Annotated in this window: 21 protein-coding genes and 2 tRNA genes; 15 read left to right on the top strand and 8 right to left on the bottom strand. The window is 39.6% G+C overall.

The features are described 5' to 3' along the window. The first annotated feature begins 194 nt into the window (after nucleotides 1-194). The 7 genes from zwf (at nucleotide 195) to H5079_RS00820 (ending at nucleotide 9,363) form a co-directional block, all read left to right on the top strand. Entirely contained in the window at nucleotides 195-1,670 is a 1,476-nt protein-coding gene (gene zwf, locus H5079_RS00790; protein WP_011327826.1) for a glucose-6-phosphate dehydrogenase, read from the top strand. Beyond that, nucleotides 1,670-2,380: a 6-phosphogluconolactonase gene (gene pgl / locus H5079_RS00795; RefSeq protein ID WP_182676874.1), complete on the top strand. Its 711-nt coding sequence runs from the start codon at nucleotides 1,670-1,672 to the stop codon at nucleotides 2,378-2,380. Before zwf ends, pgl begins: the two co-directional genes overlap by 1 nt. A gap of 341 nt (nucleotides 2,381-2,721) precedes the next feature. Continuing rightward, on the top strand, nucleotides 2,722-3,426 hold the full coding sequence (locus H5079_RS00800) for a SapC family protein (protein ID WP_011327828.1): 705 nt from the start codon (nucleotides 2,722-2,724) through the stop codon (nucleotides 3,424-3,426). 122 nt (nucleotides 3,427-3,548) lie between these two features. Then, nucleotides 3,549-4,583 (top strand): isoaspartyl peptidase/L-asparaginase family protein, encoded by a 1,035-nt coding sequence (locus H5079_RS00805; protein ID WP_089368012.1) that lies wholly within the window; start codon nucleotides 3,549-3,551, stop codon nucleotides 4,581-4,583. A 127-nt stretch (nucleotides 4,584-4,710) separates the two neighbouring features. Continuing rightward, entirely contained in the window at nucleotides 4,711-8,598 is a 3,888-nt protein-coding gene (gene hrpA, locus H5079_RS00810) for an ATP-dependent RNA helicase HrpA (protein WP_182683234.1), read from the top strand. Between the two features lie 76 nt (nucleotides 8,599-8,674). Next, a complete protein-coding gene (locus H5079_RS00815) occupies nucleotides 8,675-9,058 on the top strand; it encodes a two-component system response regulator (RefSeq protein WP_011327831.1) in 384 nt (127 codons plus the stop codon). A gap of 8 nt (nucleotides 9,059-9,066) precedes the next feature. Continuing rightward, nucleotides 9,067-9,363 (top strand): PilZ domain-containing protein, encoded by a 297-nt coding sequence (locus tag H5079_RS00820; RefSeq protein ID WP_086998101.1) that lies wholly within the window; start codon nucleotides 9,067-9,069, stop codon nucleotides 9,361-9,363. A 383-nt stretch (nucleotides 9,364-9,746) separates the two neighbouring features. On the opposite strand, the gene H5079_RS00825 is transcribed toward H5079_RS00820, so the two are convergent. Next, complete coding sequence (locus H5079_RS00825; protein WP_011327833.1) at nucleotides 9,747-10,937, bottom strand: class I SAM-dependent methyltransferase; 1,191 nt, start codon at nucleotides 10,935-10,937, stop codon at nucleotides 9,747-9,749. A gap of 152 nt (nucleotides 10,938-11,089) precedes the next feature. On the opposite strand from H5079_RS00825, the gene H5079_RS00830 reads away from it, so the two are divergent. Then, a complete protein-coding gene (locus H5079_RS00830) occupies nucleotides 11,090-11,749 on the top strand; it encodes an HD domain-containing protein (RefSeq protein WP_011327834.1) in 660 nt (219 codons plus the stop codon). Further along, complete coding sequence (locus H5079_RS00835; RefSeq protein WP_182683235.1) at nucleotides 11,736-12,167, top strand: VOC family protein; 432 nt, start codon at nucleotides 11,736-11,738, stop codon at nucleotides 12,165-12,167. Before H5079_RS00830 ends, H5079_RS00835 begins: the two co-directional genes overlap by 14 nt. Nucleotide 12,168: 1 nt before the next feature. Here the strand turns inward: H5079_RS00835 and H5079_RS00840 are convergent, their stop codons facing one another. Both H5079_RS00840 and H5079_RS00845 read right to left on the bottom strand, forming a co-directional pair. Continuing rightward, the gene (locus H5079_RS00840; protein ID WP_182683236.1) at nucleotides 12,169-13,164 is read right to left on the bottom strand and encodes a two-component system response regulator; all 996 of its coding nucleotides are present in this window, start codon (nucleotides 13,162-13,164) and stop codon (nucleotides 12,169-12,171) included. A 3-nt stretch (nucleotides 13,165-13,167) separates the two neighbouring features. Then, entirely contained in the window at nucleotides 13,168-16,491 is a 3,324-nt protein-coding gene (locus H5079_RS00845; RefSeq protein ID WP_182683237.1) for an MHYT domain-containing protein, read from the bottom strand. Between the two features lie 162 nt (nucleotides 16,492-16,653). On the opposite strand from H5079_RS00845, the gene H5079_RS00850 reads away from it, so the two are divergent. Beyond that, the gene (locus H5079_RS00850) at nucleotides 16,654-17,340 is read left to right on the top strand and encodes a M48 family metallopeptidase (protein WP_089368016.1); all 687 of its coding nucleotides are present in this window, start codon (nucleotides 16,654-16,656) and stop codon (nucleotides 17,338-17,340) included. Nucleotides 17,341-17,416: 76 nt separating this feature from the next. Here H5079_RS00850 and H5079_RS00855 read toward each other — a convergent pair. Both H5079_RS00855 and H5079_RS00860 read right to left on the bottom strand, forming a co-directional pair. Further along, nucleotides 17,417-17,501, bottom strand: a tRNA-Tyr gene (locus H5079_RS00855). 49 nt (nucleotides 17,502-17,550) lie between these two features. Beyond that, nucleotides 17,551-17,635 (bottom strand) — tRNA-Tyr (locus tag H5079_RS00860). A gap of 112 nt (nucleotides 17,636-17,747) precedes the next feature. Between H5079_RS00860 and H5079_RS00865 the strand changes: the two genes are divergently transcribed. The 3 genes from H5079_RS00865 (at nucleotide 17,748) to H5079_RS00875 (ending at nucleotide 20,093) form a co-directional block, all read left to right on the top strand. Next, a complete protein-coding gene (locus H5079_RS00865) occupies nucleotides 17,748-18,275 on the top strand; it encodes a VC2046/SO_2500 family protein (RefSeq protein WP_011327839.1) in 528 nt (175 codons plus the stop codon). 288 nt (nucleotides 18,276-18,563) lie between these two features. Next, nucleotides 18,564-18,866 (top strand): DUF6172 family protein, encoded by a 303-nt coding sequence (locus H5079_RS00870; protein ID WP_011327840.1) that lies wholly within the window; start codon nucleotides 18,564-18,566, stop codon nucleotides 18,864-18,866. Between the two features lie 306 nt (nucleotides 18,867-19,172). Then, the gene (locus H5079_RS00875) at nucleotides 19,173-20,093 is read left to right on the top strand and encodes a diguanylate cyclase (protein WP_182683238.1); all 921 of its coding nucleotides are present in this window, start codon (nucleotides 19,173-19,175) and stop codon (nucleotides 20,091-20,093) included. Between the two features lie 211 nt (nucleotides 20,094-20,304). Here the strand turns inward: H5079_RS00875 and H5079_RS00880 are convergent, their stop codons facing one another. Together H5079_RS00880 and H5079_RS00885 are read right to left on the bottom strand one after the other, a co-directional pair. Beyond that, nucleotides 20,305-20,784 carry a YchJ family protein gene (locus H5079_RS00880; protein ID WP_011327843.1) on the bottom strand — a complete coding sequence of 160 codons (480 nt, stop codon included), beginning with the start codon at nucleotides 20,782-20,784 and terminating at the stop codon, nucleotides 20,305-20,307. 40 nt (nucleotides 20,785-20,824) lie between these two features. Next, a complete protein-coding gene (locus H5079_RS00885) occupies nucleotides 20,825-21,259 on the bottom strand; it encodes a SulA-like leucine-rich domain-containing protein (protein ID WP_011327844.1) in 435 nt (144 codons plus the stop codon). Between the two features lie 436 nt (nucleotides 21,260-21,695). Between H5079_RS00885 and H5079_RS00890 the strand changes: the two genes are divergently transcribed. Continuing rightward, a complete protein-coding gene (locus tag H5079_RS00890) occupies nucleotides 21,696-22,988 on the top strand; it encodes an NCS2 family permease (RefSeq protein ID WP_050754470.1) in 1,293 nt (430 codons plus the stop codon). 75 nt (nucleotides 22,989-23,063) lie between these two features. On the opposite strand, the gene H5079_RS00895 is transcribed toward H5079_RS00890, so the two are convergent. Further along, nucleotides 23,064-23,822, bottom strand: a complete 759-nt coding sequence (locus tag H5079_RS00895; RefSeq protein ID WP_182683239.1) for a hypothetical protein — start codon at nucleotides 23,820-23,822, stop codon at nucleotides 23,064-23,066. A gap of 286 nt (nucleotides 23,823-24,108) precedes the next feature. On the opposite strand from H5079_RS00895, the gene cysB reads away from it, so the two are divergent. Next, nucleotides 24,109-25,086, top strand: a complete 978-nt coding sequence (cysB, locus tag H5079_RS00900) for an HTH-type transcriptional regulator CysB (protein WP_011327847.1) — start codon at nucleotides 24,109-24,111, stop codon at nucleotides 25,084-25,086. Nucleotides 25,087-25,116 lie beyond the last annotated feature (30 nt).

Below are 25,116 nucleotides of genomic sequence, written 5' to 3' on the forward strand. Positions count from 1 at the left end.
ATTTTTAAGCGCAGATGATAAAATTAAAATAAATAGCCAGCAGTGCGGTTAAATAAAAAACATCATCATCACAGCATAACAAAGCAGGTTTTTGTGCAAACATATTTATAAAAACCGACATCATTCAAGCAATAAACCGCTATATCTGATTACCTAACGGGTAGTGCCAGGTAGCACAAACGTAGAGAGTAACTATGCTTAATCCTTTTGATATTATAATTTTTGGGGGCGGTGGTGACCTTGCGTTACGCAAATTACTACCTGCAATGTATCGAGCATATCAAGAAGGTAATTTACCTGAAGGCTCACGTATTTTGCCAACGGTACGCGAAGAAACCCAACGTGCTGAGTACATAGAAACAGCACACAAAGCCTTAAAAGAGTTTTTAGCAAAGGATGAGTTTAATGCTAAAGATTGGAAAGCCTTTGCTACTTTTTTAGTACCTGTTGTTAGCAATGTAACAGCCCCTGACGATAACTGGGATGTGCTAAAAGGTATTTTAGATGAGCACGACAGCACTAAATCTCGCGTATTTTATTTATCACTACCACCTGCTGTGTACGGCACTTGCTGTGAAATATTATCTGTTAAAAACTTAATAACGCCTACTTCACGTGTAGTGGTTGAAAAGCCTATTGGTTATTGTGGTGAATCTGCTGAGGCTATCAATGGAAAAATCGCAGAGTATTTTAGCGAAGAGCAAATTTTCCGAATTGATCATTACTTAGGTAAAGAAACTGTTCAAAACTTAATGGCACTACGTTTTTCAAACTCGTTGTTTGAAAACATGTGGGATGCTAAATCAATCGATAATATTCAAATTAGCATTTCAGAAACTGTGGGCCTTGAAACCCGTGCAGGCTTTTACGACAAAGCCGGTGCGCTGCGTGATATGGTTCAAAACCACTTGTTACAACTGTTATGTTTAGTAGCAATGGAATCACCCCATAAACTTAATGCCAATAGTATTCGCAACGAAAAGCTCAAAGTATTAGAAGCGCTGCGTCCACTTATTGGCAGCGACGTAGATAAAAATATTATTCGTGGCCAATATGTACCAGGTGATCTAAACGGTAAAATTGTACCAGGTTACTTAGAAGAGCTTAATGAAGGTTCAAGTAAAACCGAAACCTTTGTAGGTATTCGAGCGCATATTGATAACTGGCGTTGGGCAGGTGTGCCATTTTATTTGCGCACTGGTAAACGCATGGCTAAACGCTGTGCTGAAATTGTAGTGCAATATAAAAAAGTATCACACAATGTATACGAAGACAGCGTAGGCGAAATAGAGCCAAACCGCTTGGTGATTCGCCTACAACCAGAGGAAACTATTCAGCTAACATTGATGTCTAAACGCTTAGATAACCTTGAAATGCAGCTTGAGCCAGTAACGATGAATATTGAGCTTTCACAAGCCTATAGCAATGGTTTTCACTCAGATGCCTACAAGCGCTTAATGCTAGATGCAGCCGCTAATAATCCTTCGTTATTTATCCATCGTGATGAAGTACGCCAAGCATGGAAGTGGATTGATCCAATCATCGACCGCTGGCAAGAAAAAGGCAAACCGGCGCTTTATCGTGCAGGTAGCTGGGGCCCAGAAGATGCAGACGAATTATTAGCAGAGAACAACCATGTATGGTTTAACACCGGTGATAAGGGAGCATAATGGCAACAATAATTGAAAAATTTTTTGATAGTAAAGAGGCGCTTACAGCGGAGCTGTCAGCAACACTTGAACAATCATTACGTGATGGTATAAGCAATGATGGCCGTGCAGTATTAATGGTATCGGGCGGTTCATCCCCTGCTGCGGCGTATAAGCATTTATCAACCCTTGATTTAAATTGGCAACATGTTGATGTTGCTATGGTTGACGAGCGTTGGGTAGATGCGAGCCACGAAAAAAGTAACGAAGCATTTATTAACAGCACGTTATTACAAAACTATGGTGCTGCGGCTAACTTTGTCACGATGAAAAATAGCGCCGAGACAGCGCAGCAAGGCACTGCAGTGTGTGAAGCTGCTTATGCTGCGTTAAAACGCCCGTATGATGTGACTATTTTAGGTATGGGGCCAGATGGTCATACTGCGTCATTATTCCCACATGCAGAGGGTTTAGAAATAGGCCTAAACTCGGATCAACTGGTGTGTGCAATTAATGCCATTGAAAGTGATGTAACTGGCAGTATAACTGAGCGTATGACACTTACGTTAAACGCGATAGCGCAATCTAAAGTGGTTAAGCTACTTATTAGCGGTGATGAAAAACTCGCTGTGTATAAGCAAGCCAAAGCGGGTGGGGATGTAAACGACATGCCACTGCGCGCAGTGCTAAATCACCCAAGTATTAATATTGAGGTTTATTGGGCGCCGTAATTTAAAATGAGTGCGAATGAACAAATAAAAAGGCAGCTATAACTAGCTGCCTTTTTATTTGTGCAATTATCATCCAAAATAACGTGGTTAGTAACGTGATTTTGTTAAAACAGGTTAACATTAAAAACAAGCCTGTATGTTAAATAGCCTTACTGTGTGTGCTTTTTAAGCAGATTTAACCCTTGTTATGTGTACGTTTTTTGGCAAGGTGCAGATTTATTTAAATTTTATTTTATCAAAACGGTTGTCATAAAAGTTTCCCTTCCTTTTTTTGCTCAAAAGCATTAGCCTAAAGGTATTAACAAAGAAACATACAAATTAAAAATAAACGGAGCAGTAACATGGCGGAGCAACAAGTACAGCCTTTACACAACGAAAAACATGCCAATACTAAAATTAAAAACGGCATCAATGTAGAATTTATGAAAACGCAACATTTAGTGCCAGTAGTTGCACATGAATTTGCGCGTATAGCGAATGAATTTCCAATGTCTTTCGTTAAAAATAACGAAACAGGCACTTTTCAAGCAGTTGCTATGTTTGGCCTTGAGCCAGGCGAAAACTTGTTTGTTGAAGGCGATAAGTGGACGGCAGCATTTGCACCAATGGCTACGACGCGCTACCCACTAGGTTTAGTAAAACACCCAGATCAAGATCAATACGGTATTGTTATTGACGAAGCGAGCCCATTAGTTGGCGAAGAAGAAGGTAATGCGTTGTTTGAAAACGGCGAAGAAACTGACTACTTAAAGCGTCGTAAAGAAGCATTAGTATCGTTTATTGAGTTTTCACAGATCACAGATGCTTTTACGAAGTTTTTAGCCGATAAAGAGCTTTTAGTAGCGCAAACGCTAACAGTTGATATTAAAGGCGAGAAAAAAGACATCAACGGTATTTACCTTATCGATGAGAAAAAACTTAATGAATTAAGTGATGCTGACTTTTTAGAGCTACGTAAACGTGGTTACTTAGCACCAATTTATTCTTTTTTAACGTCTACGCATCAAGTAGCACGTTTAGCTCGTTTAAAAGCGCAACAAGCGTAATAATTTAAACCAGCAAAAAAAAGCGCCTTTGGGCGCTTTTTTTATGTGTTTAAACTTACTTTACTTGATAAATAGTTAGCGACCATCCACATTGGTTTCACTGAAGTTTATAAGAGCTCATTATGAAAAAATCACTTTTAATGGCGCTTATCGCCACTAGTTTTATTAGCGTAAGCAATAACGCCTTAAGCGCAGAAGTACCTTTTGCTATTGCCATTCATGGCGGTGCGGGCACGATTGAAAAAAGTAAATTTACGCCAAAAGAAGAGCAAGCTTATCGTGCTAAATTAACCCAAGCGGTAGAGGCCGGTTATAAAGTACTTGAGCAAGGCGGCGAAAGCTTAGATGCCATAACGGCAGCGATTCAAGTGATGGAGCAGTCTACTTATTTTAATGCAGGGCGTGGCGCGGTTTATACTTACGATGGCAGCCATGAGCTCGATGCATCAATTATGGATGGTCGTAATCGTCAGGCGGGCGCAGTTGCAGGTGTTAAGCATGTAGAGAGCCCAATTAATTTAGCACGTTTGGTTATGGATAATTCAGTACACGTCATGCTCAGTGGGCAAGGCGCTGAAGAATTTGCTAAAGAGCAAGGTATTCCCTTAATCGAAAATAACTTATTTGATACCGAGCACCGCTATAAAGCATTATTAAAAGCAAAGCAAAAATTAGATAAAGCCAAAGCAACCAGTAAAGACTATCAAGCGGCGCATAAAGCCTTGCCAAATAACTATAAAATGGGCACGGTTGGTGCGGTAGCACTGGATAAAAATGGCAATTTAGCAGCTGGTACATCAACCGGCGGTATGACCGCCAAACGCTATGGCCGTATTGGTGATGCGCCGGTAATTGGTGCAGGAACGTTTGCGGAAAATGAATCGTGTGCGGTATCGGCTACCGGCCATGGTGAGTATTTTATTCGTTACAATGTAGCCAGCGATATTTGTGCGCGCGTTAAATACCAAGGTAAAACCATAACGCAAGCAGGGGACGAAGTGATTAATGGGGTACTTGCACCAATAGGCGGTACGGGCGGTGTTATTATAGTGGATACTAAAGGTAATATTAGTTTGCCGTTTAATACCTCAGGTATGTACAGAGCCAGTAAATCAAATACCCAAGCCACTTATGTAGGCATTTTTAAAGGCGAATAAGCGCTTTATTTGTTTGGCTGGTGGCTTATATAACAAACTACTAAGCGTTATGCACTTTGTAGGATTAACCCCAGCCATTTAATTTGCTACAATTGCGGCTCTTTTACTAATTTTATAAGGTATGCGGGTGGTAAACCTAGGTCAGTTGTTTGGCGAGCTAAAGACGTGCTTGAAAAAAGATCAATTCATTTTTAAAAAACGCTTACATGGCGTAAAAAAAATAACCGATGAGAATAAGCATGCCAACGCGCTTGAAAAAATAGCGGCCGACATTACCCGTAGCCAAGCACTGCGCGCGCAGCGTTTAGCGGCTCTGCCTAAAGTGACTTACCCAGAGCAATTACCGGTGAGTCAAAAAAAGGATGTGATTAAAAACGCCATTGCTAATAACCAAGTGGTTATTATTGCAGGTGAAACCGGTTCAGGTAAAACCACGCAAATTCCTAAAATGTGTTTAGAGCTAGGGCGTGGGGTTGATGGCTTAATTGGCCACACCCAACCAAGGCGACTAGCAGCACGAACGGTGGCTAATCGTATTGCAGAAGAAATGCAGTGTGAACTTGGCCAACAAGTTGGTTTTAAAATACGCTTTAGTGATCAGGTCTCGAATAATACCTATATTAAACTAATGACCGACGGGATTTTACTTGCCGAAATTCAACAAGATCGATTTTTAAATCAATACGACACCATTATTATTGATGAAGCGCACGAACGTAGCTTAAACATTGATTTTATTTTAGGTTATTTAAAAAATTTACTCCCTAAGCGCCCCGATTTAAAAATAATAATTACCTCAGCAACGATCGATCCAGAGCGTTTTTCAAAGCACTTTGATGATGCGCCAATTATAGAAGTATCAGGGCGAACCTTCCCGGTTGATGTACGTTACAACCCAGTTACTGAGATAAATAAAGAGGATATGGAAGCCGAAGGCGACCAACTGCAAGGTATTTTTGATGCTGTAGATGAACTGTGTGCAGAAGGCCCTGGCGACATTTTAATATTTTTAAATGGTGAGCGTGAAATACGCGATACCGCCGATGCTCTCAGTAAACGTAATTTAAAACACACTGACATATTACCGCTTTATTCGCGACTATCAAACGCCGAGCAAAACCGCATATTTGCACCGCACTCGCGCCGCCATATTATTTTATCGACCAACGTGGCCGAAACATCGTTAACCGTACCGGGGATTCGTTATGTAATTGATCCGGGTACGGCGCGTATTAGCCGTTATAGTTACCGCACCAAGGTACAGCGCCTTCCTATAGAGCCAATATCGCAAGCCAGTGCAAATCAGCGAATGGGACGTTGTGGCCGCGTAGAGGCGGGTATTTGTATTCGTTTATACGCTGAGGATGACTTTTTATCGCGCCCAGAGTTTACCGATCCTGAAATACTACGTACTAACTTAGCTTCGGTTATTTTACAAATGCTAGCGCTGGGTTTAGGCGACATGGCGCAGTTTCCGTTTGTGCAAGCCCCAGATAGTCGTAATATTAGCGATGGTTTAACCTTGCTTGAGGAACTCCAAGCAGTACATCCCACTAAACGTAACGACAAAACAGCGCTTACCCAGTCAGGCCGAGAATTAAGCCGTTTACCGGTCGATCCGCGTTTAGCTAAAATGGTGTTAACCGCACATAAGCTCGGTGCGCTACGTGAAGTAATTATTATAGTGGCGGCACTGTCTATTCAAGACCCCCGTGAGCGCCCGCAAGAAAAACGTGCTGCGGCAAACGAAAAACACGGCCGTTTTGATGATCCTGATTCAGACTTTATTGCATTTTTAAACTTGTGGAATTATTTAGAAGAGCAACAAAGCGAACTGACTAATAGCCAGTTTAGAAAACTCTGCCAAAAAGACTTCCTCGCTTATATGCGCCTTCGTGAGTGGCAAGATATTGTTTATCAAATAAGTACCGTATGCAACGAAATGGGTATGAAAGCCACATCGAATGCTGCCGACGGTGAGCAAGTTCACAAAGCATTACTGAGCGGTATGCTTAGCCATATTGGCTTTAAAGATGAAAAACAAATTTATAAAGGCGCGCGTAATAGCCAGTTTCATATTTTTCCGGGGTCGGGGTTATTTAAAAAGAGCCCAAAATGGCTAATGTCGGCAGAGCTGGTAGAAACCAGTAAATTATATGCCCGCACTAACGCCAAAATAGACATTAACTGGGTTGAGCCACTGGCGCAGCATTTGGTTAAGCGCAGTTATACAGAGCCACATTGGGAGAAAAAACCCGGTGCGGTAATCGCCTTTGAGCAACAAACCTTATATGGCCTGCTAATCGTCAATAAGCGCCGCTGCGTGTATAGCAATATTGATCCTAAAGTGAGCCGTGAGCTGTTTATTCGCACCGCATTAGTTGAGCAAGAACTGGGGTTAAACGAAAGCTTTTTAGAGTTTAACCGCGAGCTGATTGAAGATATTCAAATGCTTGAAAACAAGTCACGCAGGCGCGATATTTTAGTTGATGAGCAAACTTTATTTGAGTTTTACGATAAAAAAATTCCAAAAGAAATTAATAATCGTGCAGCATTTTTAAAATGGTATAAAACGCAAAAACAACAAAATAAACACTATTTGCAAATGAGCCGCGATGACTTAATGCAGCATGGTGCAAGCAGTATTACCGAGTTTGACTACCCAGATACTTGGCAGCAAGATAATTTAATTTTACCTTTAGCGTATCATTTCGATCCCGGTCAAGCGGTTGATGGTGTGGCGGTACAAATACCGGTTGCGCTATTAAACCAAGTGCAAGAAAGCGGCTTTGACTGGCATATACCTGCGTTTCGACATGAGTTAATAAGTGGTTTAATTAAATCATTGCCTAAGTCACTGCGCCGTAATTTTGTACCTGCGCCTAACTACGCCGATGCTGTTTTGGCGGCTATTGAGCCATTGCAGGGGAGTTTAATTGACGCACTTAGTAATCGACTATTAAAAATGACAGGGGTGCGAGTTGACCCTGATGCCTGGGATTTAAGTGCCTTGGCAGCGCATTTACGTTTGCAGTTTGAAGTACGTGGCGATAACGATAAGTTACTCGCGCGAGGCCTAGATTTAGCCAAACTTAAAGCGCAGCTACAAGGCGAAGTAACGCAAACATTATCCAAAGTAGCCGATAAAGGCATAGAAAAAGCAGACTTAACGCAGTGGGATTTTGGCGAGCTACCTAATTCATATGTAAAAAAACAAGGGCAATACGAAATTAAAGCGTATCCGGCGCTGGTGGATAAAAAATCAACTGCTGCTATTGAGCTTTTCGATAACGAAGTAAAAGCACAGGTTGCCCATCAACAAGGGCTGCGCCGATTAGTATTATTAAATGTGCCTTCACCAATAAAGTATTTGCAGCAAAACTTACCAAATAAGGCTAAGCTTGGATTGTATTTTAATCCTTTTGGTAAAATAGCCGATTTAATTGATGACTGCATTGCCGCCGGTGTTGATAGCTTATTATTAAAGTACGGTGACATTCGCACCAGCGACGCGTTTGAAAATGTAAAAGAGCATATACGTGGTGAGCTTGGTGACGCTGTAGTTGAAATTGCCACGCAAGTAGAGCAAGTGTTAAGTATAGCCCATGCCTTACATAAAAAAATGAAAGGACGGGTAGATTTAACCATGATCACTGCGCATGGAGATATTAAATCGCAATTAGAGTCTCTTGTTTTTAAAGGCTTTGTAAGCCAACATGGGGCAACTAAGCTAAGTGACTTAATCCGTTATTTAAAAGCGATTCAAAAACGTTTAGAAAAGTTACCCATAGATCCAAATCGCGATAGATTATGTGTACTTGAGCTTGATAAAGTGGCTCAAGAGTATAAAAAGCAAGCAAACAAAACCCCTAAAGGGATGCCAATTCCAAAAGAGGTAGAAGCTATCTTTTGGATGCAGCAAGAGCTGAGAGTGTCTTTATTTGCACAGACCTTGGGTACTCCGTATCCAATTTCGGCGAAACGTGTGTTAAATGCAATAAAAGAAATAGAGTAAAAGGTGTATCTACTATTAAGCTTAAGTACTTAATAGTAGAACTTATTTTTTGTTTTGAGAAGGAAACGACATAGCCATGTCCTCATCAATAGAACATAAAGTACAACAACAACTACTAGTGGTAGATGACGAGTATTTTAATTATGAAATACTCAAAGCAGCACTTAGCGCAAAGTTTGATGTTAATTATGCCGATTCTGGAACAAGCTGTTTAGCCTCTGCTATTGCTAATCCGCCCGATATTATTTTACTTGATGTATGTATGCCAGGGCTGGATGGTTACGATACGTGTAGAATGCTTAAACATACACCTGAGACAAAAAACATCCCTATTGTTATGGTGTCAGGGCTGGAGTCACCGCTTGAAAAGCAAGCTGGGTTTGACGCGGGCTGTGATGCTTATGTGGTTAAGCCGTTTTCTGTACCACTGTTGTTAGAGCAAATTAATAAAATAGTATAGGAAAAATTATGTTTACAGATGATAAGCGAAATTTTCGACGTATGCAGATCAATACACCAGCAAAGCTAACCACAATAGAGCCGATTGCTGGCTTAAATTATAATGCAGAATGTGTAGATTTGAGTGCAACTGGGTTGTCGTTGCATTTAGATGAGTTACTTGAGCCAAACACTATTTTATTGGTACATATAGACTCAACTCATCCGAGTATTGCGCCTTTAGACGCAACGGCTAAGGTGATACGCGCCAGCAAAGAAGATGACGGTACAATAACTGCCGGACTTGAGATAATACAGTTTAATTAGCTTAGGTAGCGTGGTTATTGCCCATATAAATAGGTAATAACCACGTATAAATACTAGGGTCTGTTGACCTTTGCGGATTGAAATTTGTTCAAACTAGGGGCGATTTAATCACGGCGCGAGGTTTGTAACCTAGTGGGCTAAGTAAAAACCGAGCAAAGCTTCCGCGTCCTGCTCACGCCCCTTACCTACATCCATGTAGGCAACAAAGAGTCAATCGCCCCTAGGCAGAACCCTTCGGGCAGTGCCTGTTTGGCATTGATGCTACGTTATCGCCTATTTATGGGGAATAACCACACCACATAGGCTCTGCTTTGCCTAAATACCAAACACACTGCTGCAAATTCAACCTTGAAAGATCAACAGACCCTAATCAAGCCTAGGCGTTAGTAAACCTTACAAATTAAGCCTTTTAAGTAAAAACCTTCAGGGTAACTACCCGCAATAGGGTGATCGGCGGCTTGGTTTAAACGCTCCATAATAAGTAAGTCTTTACCAGCATCAAGGGCTGCATCAGCCACCACTTTTTGAAACAAGTTTTGCTCCATTAAGCCCGAACACGAGAAGGTTAATAAGGTGCCACCTGGTTTTAATATTTGCATAGCAATCATGTTTATATCTTTATAGCCACGACACGCACCAGTAAGTTGTGCTTTGTTGTCGGCAAACTTTGGCGGATCCATTACTATAGTGTCAAACAATACACCGTCTTCGCGGTATTGACGCAGTAACTTAAATACATCTTGTTTGACAAAATCAACCTTATCTAAATCAAGATTGTTATGCTCAACATTGCGCTTAGCTGTATCGAGGGCTGGCTGCGATACATCCACGTTAGTTACGTGTTTACAGCCGCCACGTAGGGCATACAACGAAAATGTACCCGTGTAGCTAAAGCAGTTTAATACGGTTTTGTCTTTAGAAAAGCGTTCAAGTGCAGCGCGGCTATCGCGTTGATCTAAATAAAAGCCGGTTTTATGGCCATCAATAATATCAACTTCAATTTTAAAGCCATTTTCTGCAATGAGTACTGGGGCAGTTGGTTCATTGCCCCATAATGCCCCTTTAATTGGCTCAAGGCCTTCTTTGGTACGCACTTCTACATCTGAGCGCTCGTAAATGCTCATACCAGGGAATATAGCCATTAACGCGCCAACAATTTCACCTTTATGACGCTCAGCACCCGCGCTAAGTAATTGACACACTAATACGTTGTCAAACTTATCTATGGTAACGCCGGGTAAAAAATCTGATTCTGCGGCGCAGAGTCTAAAGCCAGTTAAACCACCTTCTTCGATTACTTGGCTACGGGCTTCTAGTGCACGACGTAGGCGGCGTTCAAAAAAGTGTTGATCAATAACTTCTTTTTCGTCAAAGCTCCAAACACGGGCACGAATTTGTGAATGTGGGCTATAAGCTGCTGTTGCTAAAAATTTACCTTCACTGTCGTGAATAGTAACTGTGTCACCTAGGCCTGGTTTACCTTTAATTTTTTTGATGGCTTTGGAAAATAACCAAGGGTGTTTTCTTTTTAATGATTTATCGCGGCCAGCTTGCAGGTAAACGGCAGATGTCATAAAGCTTCTCAGTAGTAATAAATAAGCGCTGTATTTTAGTCAAGGCAAGGGCAACATACAATGAATGTTTTGCATGGAGCCCATAAATCGCGGTAAAGTATGGCTAATTCAATATGTTAATTAGGTATTTGGAACACGTTGTGACAGACATAATGTTAAGCCCTGAGCTGCAGCAGCTCAATTTACAGTGCAGAGCCTTTATTACCACACTAATTCATGCCGATGTGGCGCATGATATAACCCATATTGAACGCGTAGTTCGGGTTGCTATTAAATTGTGCGATGCAGAGCAAGCTAATATGAAGGTAGTGCTCCCGGCTGCATGGTTACACGACTGTGTAGCCGTGGCTAAAAACCACCCAGATAGGGCTAAAGCCTCTACTATGGCCGCCGATAAAGCGATTGCTTTTTTAGCTTCTATTAATTACGACGCGCAATTATTTACTCAAATTCATCATGCAATAGCGGCGCATAGCTTTAGCGCCAATATTAAAGTGAACTCAGTAGAAGCACAAATAGTGCAAGACGCAGACAGAATGGACGCACTAGGCGCGATTGGTATAAGCCGCTGCATGAAAGTAGGTGGATCAATAAGTCGATTACTATATAACCCGGATGACCCATTTTGCCTACAACGCGAAGCAGATGATAAAAAATACACGCTTGATCATTTTTTTATTAAGTTATTACACATAGCTCAAAGCATGAATACTCCCTCGGCTAAGGCCGAAGCACTAAGACGTACTGAGTATATGCATGACTTTTTAGAGCAACTAAAGTCTGAAATAGGAGAGCAGCGTGAGTATACCTAAGCTAGCTGGGATTGATCATTGTCATTTAAATGTGGATGATTTAGCGCAAGCGGTTAAATGGTATGAGCGTGTTTTAGGTTTTAGTGTGGTTGAAGCGCTCGCCTTTTGGAATGAAGATGGCAAAGGGCCATTAACCCTTGAAGATACAAATGCTACCACGCGTTTAGCGTTATTTACTGCACAGGGACGTAGTAAAGGCATTGCTTTTTTAGCCACTGGGGAGCAATTTATTGCATGGCTTGAGCATTTTGAACACCTAAATATTAAAACAGTATTAGCTGATCACGGCGTTACGTTTTCAATTTATTTTAAAGATAACAGCGGAAATAGCCATGAAATTACCTCTCATGACTATACGCAGATTAAAACTGTGTATCCGCAGGTATTATTAGGCTCGCATACAGCCAAAAAGAGCTAAATTAAAATCGCTCCTGATGAGCATTTTTTATGGCAATAATATCGTCAATTTTGCCAATAAATAGCTCAACCAATTGCGGGTCGAAGTGTTTACCGGCTTGTTGTTGCATATGTTCTAGAGTTTTCTCTATGCTCCAAGGCTCTTTATAGGGGCGTTTTGAGGTAAGTGCATCAAATACATCGGCAATGGCAACAATACGGCCTTCCAGCGATATGGCTTCTCCTTTTAGGCCATTGGGGTAGCCAGTACCATCCCACTTTTCATGATGTTCAATTGCCAGCACATGTGCCAGTTGTAATAGTGGCGATGATGAATTTGCTAAAATTTGTGCACCAATTAAAGCGTGCTCTTTCATGTGGGTAAACTCATCGGCAGTTAACTTTCCGGGTTTTAGCAAAATGGCATCCGGAATACCTATTTTACCTACATCGTGCATAGGGGCTGCTTGGCGTAATAATTCGGCGTGTTGCTCATCCATACCCAGCGCCAATGCAAGTACTTTGCTGTATTGACTCATACGTATAATATGCTCACCGGTATCGGTGTCTTTATATTCTGCAGCACGACCTAAACGCTGTACTAAATCGACATGAGCTTGTTTTAGCTGCTCAGCTTGCACTAACGACAGGTGAGTTTTAACACGTGCCCGTACAATAGCAGGGCTAATGGGTTTGGTTATATAGTCTACAGCGCCTAGTTCAAAACCTTTAAATTCATCACTTTCATCACTTAGCGCAGTAACAAAAATAATAGGGATATGCGATGTTGCAGGGTTAGCTTTAACAATTTGGCATACTTCAAAGCCATTCATATCAGGCATCATAATATCGAGTAAAATTAGCTTTGGTAGTTCTTTTTCAAGTAATGCTATAGCGGCAGCGCCCGATTTAGCAAACGACATTCTATATTGATTACCAAGCACCTCGCGCATTACTTTTAAGTTTGCAGGCTCGTCGTCAACAATTAATATGCGGGGCTTATCTAGAATAAAATCCATTAATTAATTCTCCTTTAGGGTTAACTTTTTAAGTAAATTTGCTAATTTAACTTGCGCGTTATCAAAGTCGAATTCATCAAAGGCACTGGCTATTTCATCTATATCTACTTGTACTGATGCTATACATTTACGTTGTAACTGATCGAGAAGATCATCATTAAGTTCGGCATTTTGTGCATCAGCATAGAGTTCTTGGCAAATTTCTATTAGCTCAGCTGTTGATAACGGCTCAGCATTGTCGATAAGTTTGGCGGGCTCTTTACATATAGTGCTTGCTAATAATTGGCCGATAAGCGCCAATTCAGTTTTTATATCTGCCAAAACGCTGGTTAGCGCAGCTTCATCGTCTGCGTTCTCTAAACGCGTTAACAGTGTCATTAAGGTTAATAACCCTAAATTACCAGCCACGCCTTTTAAAGTGTGAATAAGCGTATAAACACTTTTAATATCGCTTAGTTGCAGCTTAAATAAGCTTATAAATTGCTTTTCGTTGGTATTAACAAATTTAGTAATTTCGGTAAGCTGTTTGCATTTAGAGCCCCACAAAGCTAACCCTTTTTCAAAATCTATGTGCTTGGCATCGGGGTCGGTTTGCGCAATTAATGTTTCTTTTGCTAAGCCAAGTCCAAGCACCAGTGCTATTTCTTGATTCAGTTGGTTGATATCAACCGGCTTATTAGCAAACCCATTCATGCCTGCATTTTTAGCGGTTAGTTTATCTTGCTGTAACACGCTGGCTGTTAATGCAATAATAGGCGTAAATTTTATTTGTTTTAGTTGCTCCAATGCACGAATTTTAATGGTGGCCTCAATACCGTCACATTCAGGCATGTGAATGTCCATTAAAATGACATCAAAGTCTTGCTGATTAAACGCCTCAATGGCTTCTAAACCATTACTTGCAGTGGTTACTGTGTGTTGATCTCGCGAAAGTAATATAGAAAGTAGCTCTGTATTTTGTTCTATATCATCAACCACTAATATTCTAAGCGGAGGTAGTTCGGTATGTAGGCCTTCAAAATAATCTATTTTATTTTCATCACCAACAGTAAAAGGTAATGAGAAGTAAAAGCAGCTGCCTTTATCAACTTCACTCACTAAATCAATTGAGCCATGCATAAGCTCTACTAATTGTTTACTTATTGTTGTGCCTAAACCTGTGCCACCAAATCGACGTGTGGTCGTGCCATCGGCTTGCACAAAAGGCTGAAAAACCGCTTTAATACGATCTTTAGCAATACCAATGCCTGTATCTTGTACTTCAAAAAATAGGTGATTATTTTGTGTGGTACTTACGGTAACAGTAACAGCGCCTTGCTCAGTAAATTTAATAGCGTTACCAATAAGGTTTGTAAGTATTTGCCTAAGGCGGTCGGGATCACCGTAGTATGCGGTGCTAACTGATTTATTAATATTAAGCGTTAAATTAAGGTTTTTCTTTTTAGCTTCTAACCAAAAAGTTGAAATAATACTGTCGATAACGGGCTTTAAATTAAAATGCACAGGCTCAATGGTTAGCTTTCCTCGTTCTAACTTTGCAGAGTCGAGAATTTCATTAAGTAGGCGTAGCAAAGAGCGTGCTGCATTGTTAACCGTAACAAGGTGCTTTTGCTGCTCTTTACTTAGCGGTGTATCCATAAGCAGATCGCTAAAGCCAATAATTGCATTCATAGGGGTGCGTATTTCATGGCTCATATTTGCCATAAAAGATTGCTTAGCATTTGCAGCTTCTTCTGCTTGCAGTTTAGCGTGCTCTAATTTTGCTTCATACTCTTTGCGCTCAGTAATATCAACAAGTACACCATCAATCCACTGCGCAACATCGGTATTATTAAAGTCAAAACTACCTTTCTCTAATACCCATACAGTTGCGCCGTTGCGATGGCGAATTCTATATTCAACAGAGTATTGACGCTTTTCGGTAACGGCATTAGTGAGCGTGGTAATAATCATTTGTTGATCAGACTTTAAAATCAGGTCTGTAAACTCAATGTGTTGCTCAATAAATTCATCTGGTGTATAGCCAGTTAAATCCAATATACTTGGGCTAACAAATAGCATGGTGTAGTTAGTATCGAATTTACATCTAAAGGCAACGCCTGGCATATTTTGCATTAATGAGCGATATTTTTGCTCATTTTCAACGACCGTTTTTTGTAGCGCTCGTTGCTGCGTTAAGTCAGTAATAAAGCCAACATACAAAGGAGGTTGCCCAGTTTGCGTCACTTGTCCAATACCAAGGCGCACAGGGATCAAATGGTTATCTTTATGTTTAGCAAAAGTATCGCGGTTTATGCCTATAATAGCGCTTAGATCAAGAGTCATATCACCAGATGATGACGCATTATTTAGAGCGTTATTATCATTTAAAAGAATCTGTACACTTTTACCTTGTAACTCATGTTCGTGCCAACCTAAAATCTTACTTGCTGCTTCATTAAAGCTTAAAATAATACCTTGATGATCAATAGTCACAATGCCATCTATTGCTGTTTCTAATATGGCGTTTAACCGCGACTCGTCGGCTGACTTTTCTTCAAGCAGCAGTTTATAGCGTACCATGCCATTAATTACAGCAACCACGCTGGTTATTGCAACAGTTGCAGTGGCAACCGCAATTGCAACAAATGTAAGCCCAGCAGACGCATTTTCGTCTGCGTAAATTAGTGGGGAAGTTGCTACAAAACGGGTTGCTGCCATACCCATATAATGCATACCAGTAACAGCAAAGCCTAATATAACGGCGCTGGTTGAACGAATTTGTAACTGTGATAACCGAGGGAAAATTCTTTCAAGGTTAAAGTGGCTATATAAAGCAATAAACGATAGGGCAACGGCCACTAAAATAGACAACCCAAACATAACTGGGTCATACCGTAGCATAGGCGCAAGCTCCATCGCTGCCATACCACTGTAATGCATAGTGCCAATACCCGAGCCTAATAATACTGAGCAAACAGCTAATACTTTAAAGTTACCATTACTTTTTACCAGTATAGATACAGCATATTGGCATGCCAAAAATGCCGGTATAAAAGAGAGTAAGGTAATAGTTGGGTTATATTTAATGTTAGTACACAAGGAAAAAGCTAACATACCAATAAAATGCATGCTCCAAATGCCCGCAGAAAAAACAGCTGCAGCGGTTACAGTAGCTAAACGTTGATAGCTTGGGAAAGTAGTTTTTTTAGCTAAATCAATGAGTTTTGTAGTAAAAAAAGCGGCAAATATGACTATTAAAACTGAAAGAGAAACCAAAAGGGGATCGTAAACCCCGTTTATAATTAAACTAGGATCTTGGTCAGTAATAAAGAAAGCTGATAACATGGCGGCTCTAAATAGGCATTTTAATCGTGTAGTTTAATAGAATTAATTAATTAATAAACCGTTAATTTTATGATTGCTTATTAAGCTATAAATAAACAACACGGCATTAACTAACCATTAGACGAAAAGTAGCCCCTAGCTAGTATAGTGTGAGAGATTAATTTGTTTGCCTACCAACTAAAAAAAAGTACCCGACGAAAGACCGTTGCTATTAAAGTACATAATCAAAATGTGACGGTATATGCCCCCCATCACGTACAAAAAAAAGTGCTCGATAACTGGTTATTAGAAAAAAAATCATGGGTTGAGGCGCAGCTGCAAAAACAGCTTACTTTGGTTGATACAAAACAGTATCCACTTAAGGACAAAAAGATCTGGGTTTTTTCAGAAGCAATTAATTTAACGTTTCAGCAAGGCAATACCTCTACAGTGGAGCGCCAACAAGATGGCCTGCTTATTACCGTTTCTGCTCGTGTTAAGCATCAGCAGCAAAAGTACCAATTACTTTTAGAGGCGTATTTAAAAGAGCAGTTAACCGCATACATTGAAATGCGACTTAATGACTTTTGCACGCTGATGCAAGAAGCGCTGCCTAACGATTTAAATATTGCAGTTTATAAACGCAAATGGGGAAGTTGTAATAGTAAAAGGGCGTTAACATTTAACTTATTATTGATTGGTGCACCGCATAGCATTATTGATTATGTAATAGTGCATGAGCTGGCGCATTTACGACATTTAAATCATAGCAAAGCATTTTGGCAGCGCGTAGCACAATTTTGTCCCGACTATAAAGCAAGTACGTTATGGCTAAAACAATATGGTATGAGTTTACAATGGGTATTTTAATGTTTAACTAAGAAAAAACACGGAGATTACTAACAAGGAATGTAGTAACTATATAAGTAGAAAATAAGTAGAAAAGTGGTGGAGGGAGCTGGATTCGAACCAGCGAAGGCTGAGCCGTCAGATTTACAGTCTGATCCCTTTGGCCGCTCGGGAACCCCTCCACACTAATTTTGTTACATTTGGCCCCACTTAACTTAGCGGTAAGAAAAGTGGTGGAGGGAGCTGGATTCGAACCAGCGAAGGCTGAGCCGTCAGATTTACAGTCTGATCCCTTTGGCCGCTCGGGAACCCCTCCAATGCAACGGCGCTGATAATAGCAAACATCGTATTTAAGTAAAGAAAAAAGCTAAAGAAAAATGAAATAAAGCCGATAAATAGGTATTACTTACTTCAATCGGCTAAAGTCTATGCAAATCGGTGATTTGTTAATCACAGAGAGTCAGCTCAACACTCGACTTAATAAAAGTGTGCATGAAAAGCGCCGAGGAGAGTTTGCGCTTTTACTCGCTATGCTATCTCATGATGCACTCGATTTTAGCCAATTCCATTTACCAAAAACAGAAATTGAAGATTCAACTGTTGGCGAAGATACCCTTCGCAAACAAATAGGAGCAGGTCCAAAGCAACTTTTAGCGCCAGATAAGTTTGATATCTTGATAGGGCAGTTTAACGCCTCACTATTAATGCAAGCAGGGGAACGCGCTGGAATGAGCGATATTAAATTAAATCACTGTTTAAACCCTGAACCATTGTTTATAAGAGATGATGTAAGCCATATTCCGCTTCAGGTGCGTGATAATTGTGAATTAGCAGTGCGCAGGCGTATAAATAACACACAAACGCAACTATCTAACCCGCAACTCGATGCTGCTGCCTTTTACGAAAGCCTAAATAATGATGCGCTTCACCACCCATTGCATTTAGTAAGCGCTTAATTATAAAGCGTACGCTGTAACTGCTTTGATATTGCAATAACCAATCATATTAATAGAACTTGGCAAACGATTGCGCCATCACTCTAACTATTAAGTTACTTGTCTGTAATATAAAGCCGCTAACTCTCTACACTTAAGCGCATTTTAGCGATACTTTATTTTATTAATGGATTAATAATTGATTTAATATAAAAAAAGCATCCAAAAATTAAATGCAATTGCTATAATAGGCTCAAATGGTATGACATTAAATGCCGTTATCATTAAACCAAGGTAATTAGGAACGTAATGAAGAAAATATTCACGCTAAATCACGAGAAAATCAAATATCCTCGTATGGTTGACGCCGCAAAGCATGAAGTGAAAAAATATTTGAAAAGAGAGCGTAACAAAACTCTACCACTCGATGCTGATTACTGGGCGTTTGATTGTAAGTTTGGTAATACCGCTGAAGATGCACAAGTAGTGCACGTTGCAGAGCTTAGTAATCATATAAGCGAAATAGAAAAGCAAAGCTTAACTTCTTTTTATGTAGAAATATTAGCGCGCCCAGCTCAACGTCAACAACCAGATTTGGATGACGACGAATAAGACGCTTATAAAGTAATTTGCGTAATTTTTAAAATGGGCCTAGTGGCCCATTTTTTGTTTGTACGTTTATACAAACGCGATTTAAACCTTGAGCATTCAAGTACAAGCAGCTTATAAGCAGTGCTTACTTTCAGTATTACCCTGAAAATTATGGCCGTGATTTTCTAAAACAATTAACAACAACTCTGTATCGCCATTTTTATATTTGGTTGTAAGTTTGATTAAAAACCCAACTTTAATACATTTGCATAACATAAGACTGTATTATACTGTGTTAGTTGATAATTATAGAAAACAGTAGTATTTATGCCATTAAATTATGCCGATATCGATTTAAAACTTAGCCTTAAAACCTCAAAAGTTCTCATTGTTGATGATCAGTTACTTAGCATAATTGTACTGAAAAAAATATTATCAAAGCACTTTATTGTTAACACCGCCAACAGCGGTGAAGAAGCAGTTGAAATATGTAAATCTAATACTCCCGATATCGTACTGCTGGATATTTCAATGGATGGCATATGCGGTATAGAAACCTGTTTAAAACTTAAAACGACGACACAAACCCAAGACATTCCCGTTATATTTGTTACCTCCTTTGAAAACCAAGAAGAGGACTGCTGGGAAGCGGGTGCGGTAGACTTTATTCAAAAACCGATTAACCCAGAAACCTTATACAGAAGAGTAAGAGCGCACTTAACTATTAAGCTGCAACATGACTTATTAAGTCAAAAAGTGTTTCTTGATGACTTAACTAAAGTATTTAACCGTCGTTATTTTGATACTCATATTAATAAAATACAATTGAGTGCATTAAGAGAGAATACAGAATATGCTTTATTACTTATGGATATTGATTACTTTAAGCAATACAACGATATTTATGGACACGTAGAAGGCGACGTTGTTTTACACTTAGTTGCTCAAACAATTGCCAACAGCCTGCAAAGGCCAAGCGATTTTGTTGCCCGCTATGGCGGCGAAGAATTTGTGGTTGTGCTACCCCATACCAACGAGGAAGGCGCTCGCTGTGTTGCTGAAAAAATTAAAAATAACATATATGGCTTAGGTGTTTTACATAAGTACTCAGAGTTTGAATTTGTCACTATAAGTATAGGTGGAGCTACGTTATTGCAATCAGACGAAGGCAACATGGATATTTTGCAACGCGCAGATAAAAAAATGTACGCCGCTAAAGCACAAGGGCGAAATACAGTGTGCTTTTAAAGCGCAGCGAACCCAATACCAAAATATACGGTAGAGCAGTTATTAACACAGGCCTATAGGTATGTAAATTGCCAATAGTTGCTCGAAAGTAAAATTTTATTTTAGCCATACACATCGCCTGTAACAGCCAACCCTAGGCATGGCTATTGGATGTATTTAAGGTTCAGTTGCCTGTAATTACCTACTTTACTCACTGCACAGCTGCAGTTTGTTATACGCTATGACACTTTTTATATTTTTTGCCACTTTGGCAAGGGCAGTTGTCATTTCTGCTTATTTTAATATCGGCTACCGGAAATAGTGTGCCTTCAAGGTAGCGCCACTGCCCATCTTGTTTAATAAACAACGACTTTTCGTGCAACTCGCAATATAGGTTTTGGTAAAAGTAATTTACTTTAAATGTTACAAAGCCTTCGCTTGCATCGTGCTCAGTGTCGATGACGGTTAGCTTTATAAAGCGGCAGCTATCAGCAAAGTCTTTAATCTCTTTTACAGGGTTTTCTGCCTGTTTTTCACTTGCATAAGTTTGATAAACATAAGTTGCATTTTTAAGTACATATGCACTGTAGCGAGCACGCATAAGTTGCTCAGGTGTTTCAGCTATTTTTGATGCTAAATGAAGTGGTTCACAGCAGTCAGCATAATTTTGCTGGCTGCCACAAAAGCAAGGAGAAGTCGTTAATGAGGTCATAATATTAATATAAAGTGTTTAAAACACGAGTTTAACAAGCTTATTGAGTTAGTGGTATCTCAAGGTTGTGAGTATTTTTAGTAAAACAGTAAAGCTTAGTATTTGTAGTGCTTAAATTTAATGATAGCTGTGTCAGCTGTTGATCATTAATAATATCAGTCCAGGTAATAACCGCAGCAAAGTTTCCGTTGTGCAGCGCCGAGCTAAGTACATACTCTAAGTTTACTAAATGTTTTTGCCTGATCACCAGTAATTTGCTGGTGTCAATGGAGCATGAATCAAGCAAGGCTTTACTCGGTACATGGTCAGGGGCAATCAGCAGTGTCCATGCATTTAAGCTGTTGTATTGGTGTAATACTTTAAGCAATTCAAAGGTTGCTGAAATTTCATCTTCAATTTGAATTAAATTTACACAATCACTTTTATCGTCTTGCTGATAACTTTTAACGGTTCTTACGGTAATAGGCTGTAACATAAATTTCTCACTCACTGGGTTTTTATACAGTACCTATGTACAGTAGTTTATACAGTGTTATGGTGCAAGTGTTTTTTTGCTAATTATTTGTACAGCCATTCAGTTTTAAATTTTTACACGGATAAAAAAACAAAAATAACTATTAAAAACAGAGCGTTAATATTTTAGGTATATATTTATATTTTTTATTAAAGTTATGCGGCGAATAGCACCTATACAGTACTTTATGCTCTATTATTTACGTTAAAGTAAAGCTGATTGCTCAGCATATAAGCACGGTAATTATTATTTTTAAAACCTGAAGTACATACGTATTACCGTGTCATATTTATTATTTCAGCTACTTCAATAACTTAATGCATAACAAGGTAAAATGTCCGGTATTTCGCTATTTTTATGCTAAAATCTCGCCACTTTTTACTACCTTAAGTTTGTTATGCTCGAAGCCTTATTTAAAATCCGCGCAAATGATTCCTCAGTACAACGTGAATGTGTTGCCGGTATGACTACTTTTATTACTATGGTTTATATTGTTTTTGTTAATCCAGCAATGCTTGCCCAAGCAGGAATGGATCAAGGCGCTGCGTTTGTAGCTACATGTATTGCAGCTGCAATAGGCTGTTTTATTATGGGCCTATGGGCCAATTATCCGTTAGCGTTAGCGCCGGGTATGGGATTAAATGCTTTTTTTACCTATGGCGTTGTTTTAGGAATGGGCTATACCTGGGAAGCGGCATTAGGTGCTGTGTTTATGTCGGGTTGTATATTTTTATTTTTAAGTTTATTTAAAGTACGAGAGTGGATTATTAATGCCATTCCACTGGTGCTAAAACAAGCAATAGCGACCGGTATTGGTGCTTTTTTGGCGCTAATTGCGCTTAAAAGTGCAGGGATCATAGTATCTAGCCCTGCAACCTTAGTGCAGCTAGGTGATATTACTGCACCTGGGCCATTACTTGCTATTTTAAGTTTTTTTGTGATTGCGGCATTGTTATATCGCGATTTTAAAAGTGGTGTGTTAATTAGTATTTTACTGGTAACAGGTATTGCTTTGGCTTTTGGTTTGGTTGAATATCAGGGGGTTATGTCTATGCCGCCGTCAATTTTACCAACCTTTATGCAACTTGATTTTAGTGCGGCATTTGAGCTTTCAATGTTGAGTGTTATTTTTGCATTTTTATTTGTAGATTTATTTGATACCTCAGGCACCCTGGTTGCAGTCACGCAAAAAGCAGGGCTTGCAGATGAAAAAGGCAATATGCCACGTTTAGGGCGCGCTCTTAGCGCTGATAGCACTGCCACTATTGCTGGTGCAATGCTTGGTACATCTACTACTACATCTTACATAGAGTCGGTGGCTGGCGTTTCTGTAGGCGGACGCACAGGCTTAACAGCCGTTGTTGTGGGTATTTGTTTTTTATTGATGATGTTTTTTGCGCCACTAGCGCAAATGGTGCCAGCGTATGCCACTGCCGGTGCTATTTTATATGTTTCGGTACTTATGCTACAAAACTTAAAGTTTGTAAACTGGGACGACATGACAGATGCCATTCCTGTTAGTGTGGTGTTATTAATGACCCCGCTGACATTTTCTATTGCTCATGGTATAGCGCTTGGGTTTATTTCATACACTGCGGTTAAGGTATTATGCGGTAAAAAGGATCAAGTAAGTATTAGTGTGTGGATTTTAACGGCATTGTTTATTGTTAAGTTTGCATTTTTATCTTAAAAAACTTATTTATCTATCAATAAAAAAAGCCCATACAATTTTGTATGGGCTTTTTTTATAAATTATAGTACTAATTTACCATTTCTTTTTCGGAGCAAACAATATGTCTAGGTCATCTTGCTCTTGTTCAGTTTTCTTTTTAAGCGCATCGGCATTCGATGCTCTTAACTCAACACTAATAGCTTCTAAGTAGCCTTCTACTTCTTGATATTTAGCAGTTACATATGGATCGCTATACGATACCGCACTGAGTGAAGCATGGGCTTTTTCAAAATACTGCCTAGCTGAACCTACCATGCCTGCAGAGCGCGCCGATAAACCACGTTTAATTTGGCTTTCAATATTTATTTGTAACTGCAGTTTTTCCATTCGTTTGTCTTCAATTACAAATAGTTGGCTATCGAGGTTACCTTTATTGTGCTCAGAGCGTAGAATAATACGTAATTTTTTTATGCCCTGTATTAGCGATACCAATTGCTTATCGTTACTTGGCAGTGAAAGCGATTCGCTATTGCTTCCTTGAACTGGGTTATTCAAACGCTCTTTCGCTTCATTTAAACGGTTTTTTAATATTTTAGAACCAGGTGAAAGCGATACCATGGTACTAAGCGCATCATGATTACGACGCTGTAAAACACGAAGTGTGTTATCTGAAAACGGGATATTAGCGTTATTCATTAACGCTTCCTCGGTTTCCTCAATGATAGCTTTTTGTTTGGTTAGTTCTTTACGGCGATCAGCTTCTTGTTTTTCTTTATGCTGTTGCACCGCACTTACCCAAAGCGCAATCACAATAAGAGCAACAATGAGTATAATTATAATAGAGACGATCATGTTACAGTTCTCGGGTTCTAAACCTAATTGCTCAATCTTACATTAAATATATAAGAACAGGAAAACTTTGCGCTAATTAACTATAAAAGCAGGCTAAGAAAGCGTTTAAATCTTAATGCTTTATATGATAATCATTGCTATCTGAAGTATATTTATTGTGCTAGCCTAAGCCTATATTTATTAAATACGATATTATCAATTAAAACCTACCATTTGTCGGGTGGTCAGTTTTTAAAGATAAAGTATTTACCCCCTCAAAAACGAATAATAACGAAAATACATAGCTATGAAATTACAACAACTTAGATATATTGTAGAAGTTCAAAATCATAAATTAAATGTCTCAGCAACAGCTGAAAGTTTATTTACCTCACAACCAGGTATTTCTAAGCAAGTGCGCATGCTTGAAGATGAGTTAGGTATTCAAATTTTTGGTCGCAGTGGTAAACATTTAACGCATGTAACGAGTGCCGGTGAAGAAGTCATTAATATATCGCGCGAAATCCTCTCAAAAGTGGAAGGTATTAAAGCGGTTGCTCATGAGCATACTTTACCTGATCAAGGTAAGCTTAATATTGCCACTACTCATACCCAAGCACGTTACGCATTGCCGAATGTTATTAAAGGGTTTATGAAAAAATACCCCGCAGTGTCACTTCATATGCACCAAGGTACACCGCAGCAAATATCAGATGCAGCTGCACGTGGCGATGCTGACTTTGCTATTGCAACAGAAGCGCTACACTTATATTCAGACCTTGTTATGCTGCCTTGTTATCATTGGAACCGTAGTATTGTGGTGGCAAAAGACCACCCATTAGCTAAAAAAGCCAATAGTATAACCGTGGCTGATATTGCAAAATATCCGCTTATTACTTATGTATTTGGCTTTACTGGCCGCTCAGAACTAGATAAAGCATTTAGTGCTCATGGGCTTGAGCCGCACATAGTATTTACCGCCACCGATGCCGACGTTATTAAAACGTATGTACGCTTAGGATTAGGTGTTGGAGTGGTTGCGTCAATGGCGATTGACCAGGTCAGTGATACTGATTTAGTGTGTATTGATGCCAGCCATTTATTTGAAGCGAGTACCACTAAAATTGGTTTTAGAAAAGGCAGTTTTTTACGCACTTATATGTATGACTTTATTGAACGCTTTGCACCACACTTAACAAAAGAGCGAGTAGAGCGTGCTAACTTATTACGCAACCAAGAAGATGTTGATAAGTTATTTGCTGATATAGAATTGCCAGTTAAATAATTGTTTCGGTATCGAATACTTAACTGTTAA

Source organism: Pseudoalteromonas sp. SG44-5, assembly GCF_014164175.1.
Lineage (GTDB): Bacteria > Pseudomonadota > Gammaproteobacteria > Enterobacterales > Alteromonadaceae > Pseudoalteromonas > Pseudoalteromonas nigrifaciens.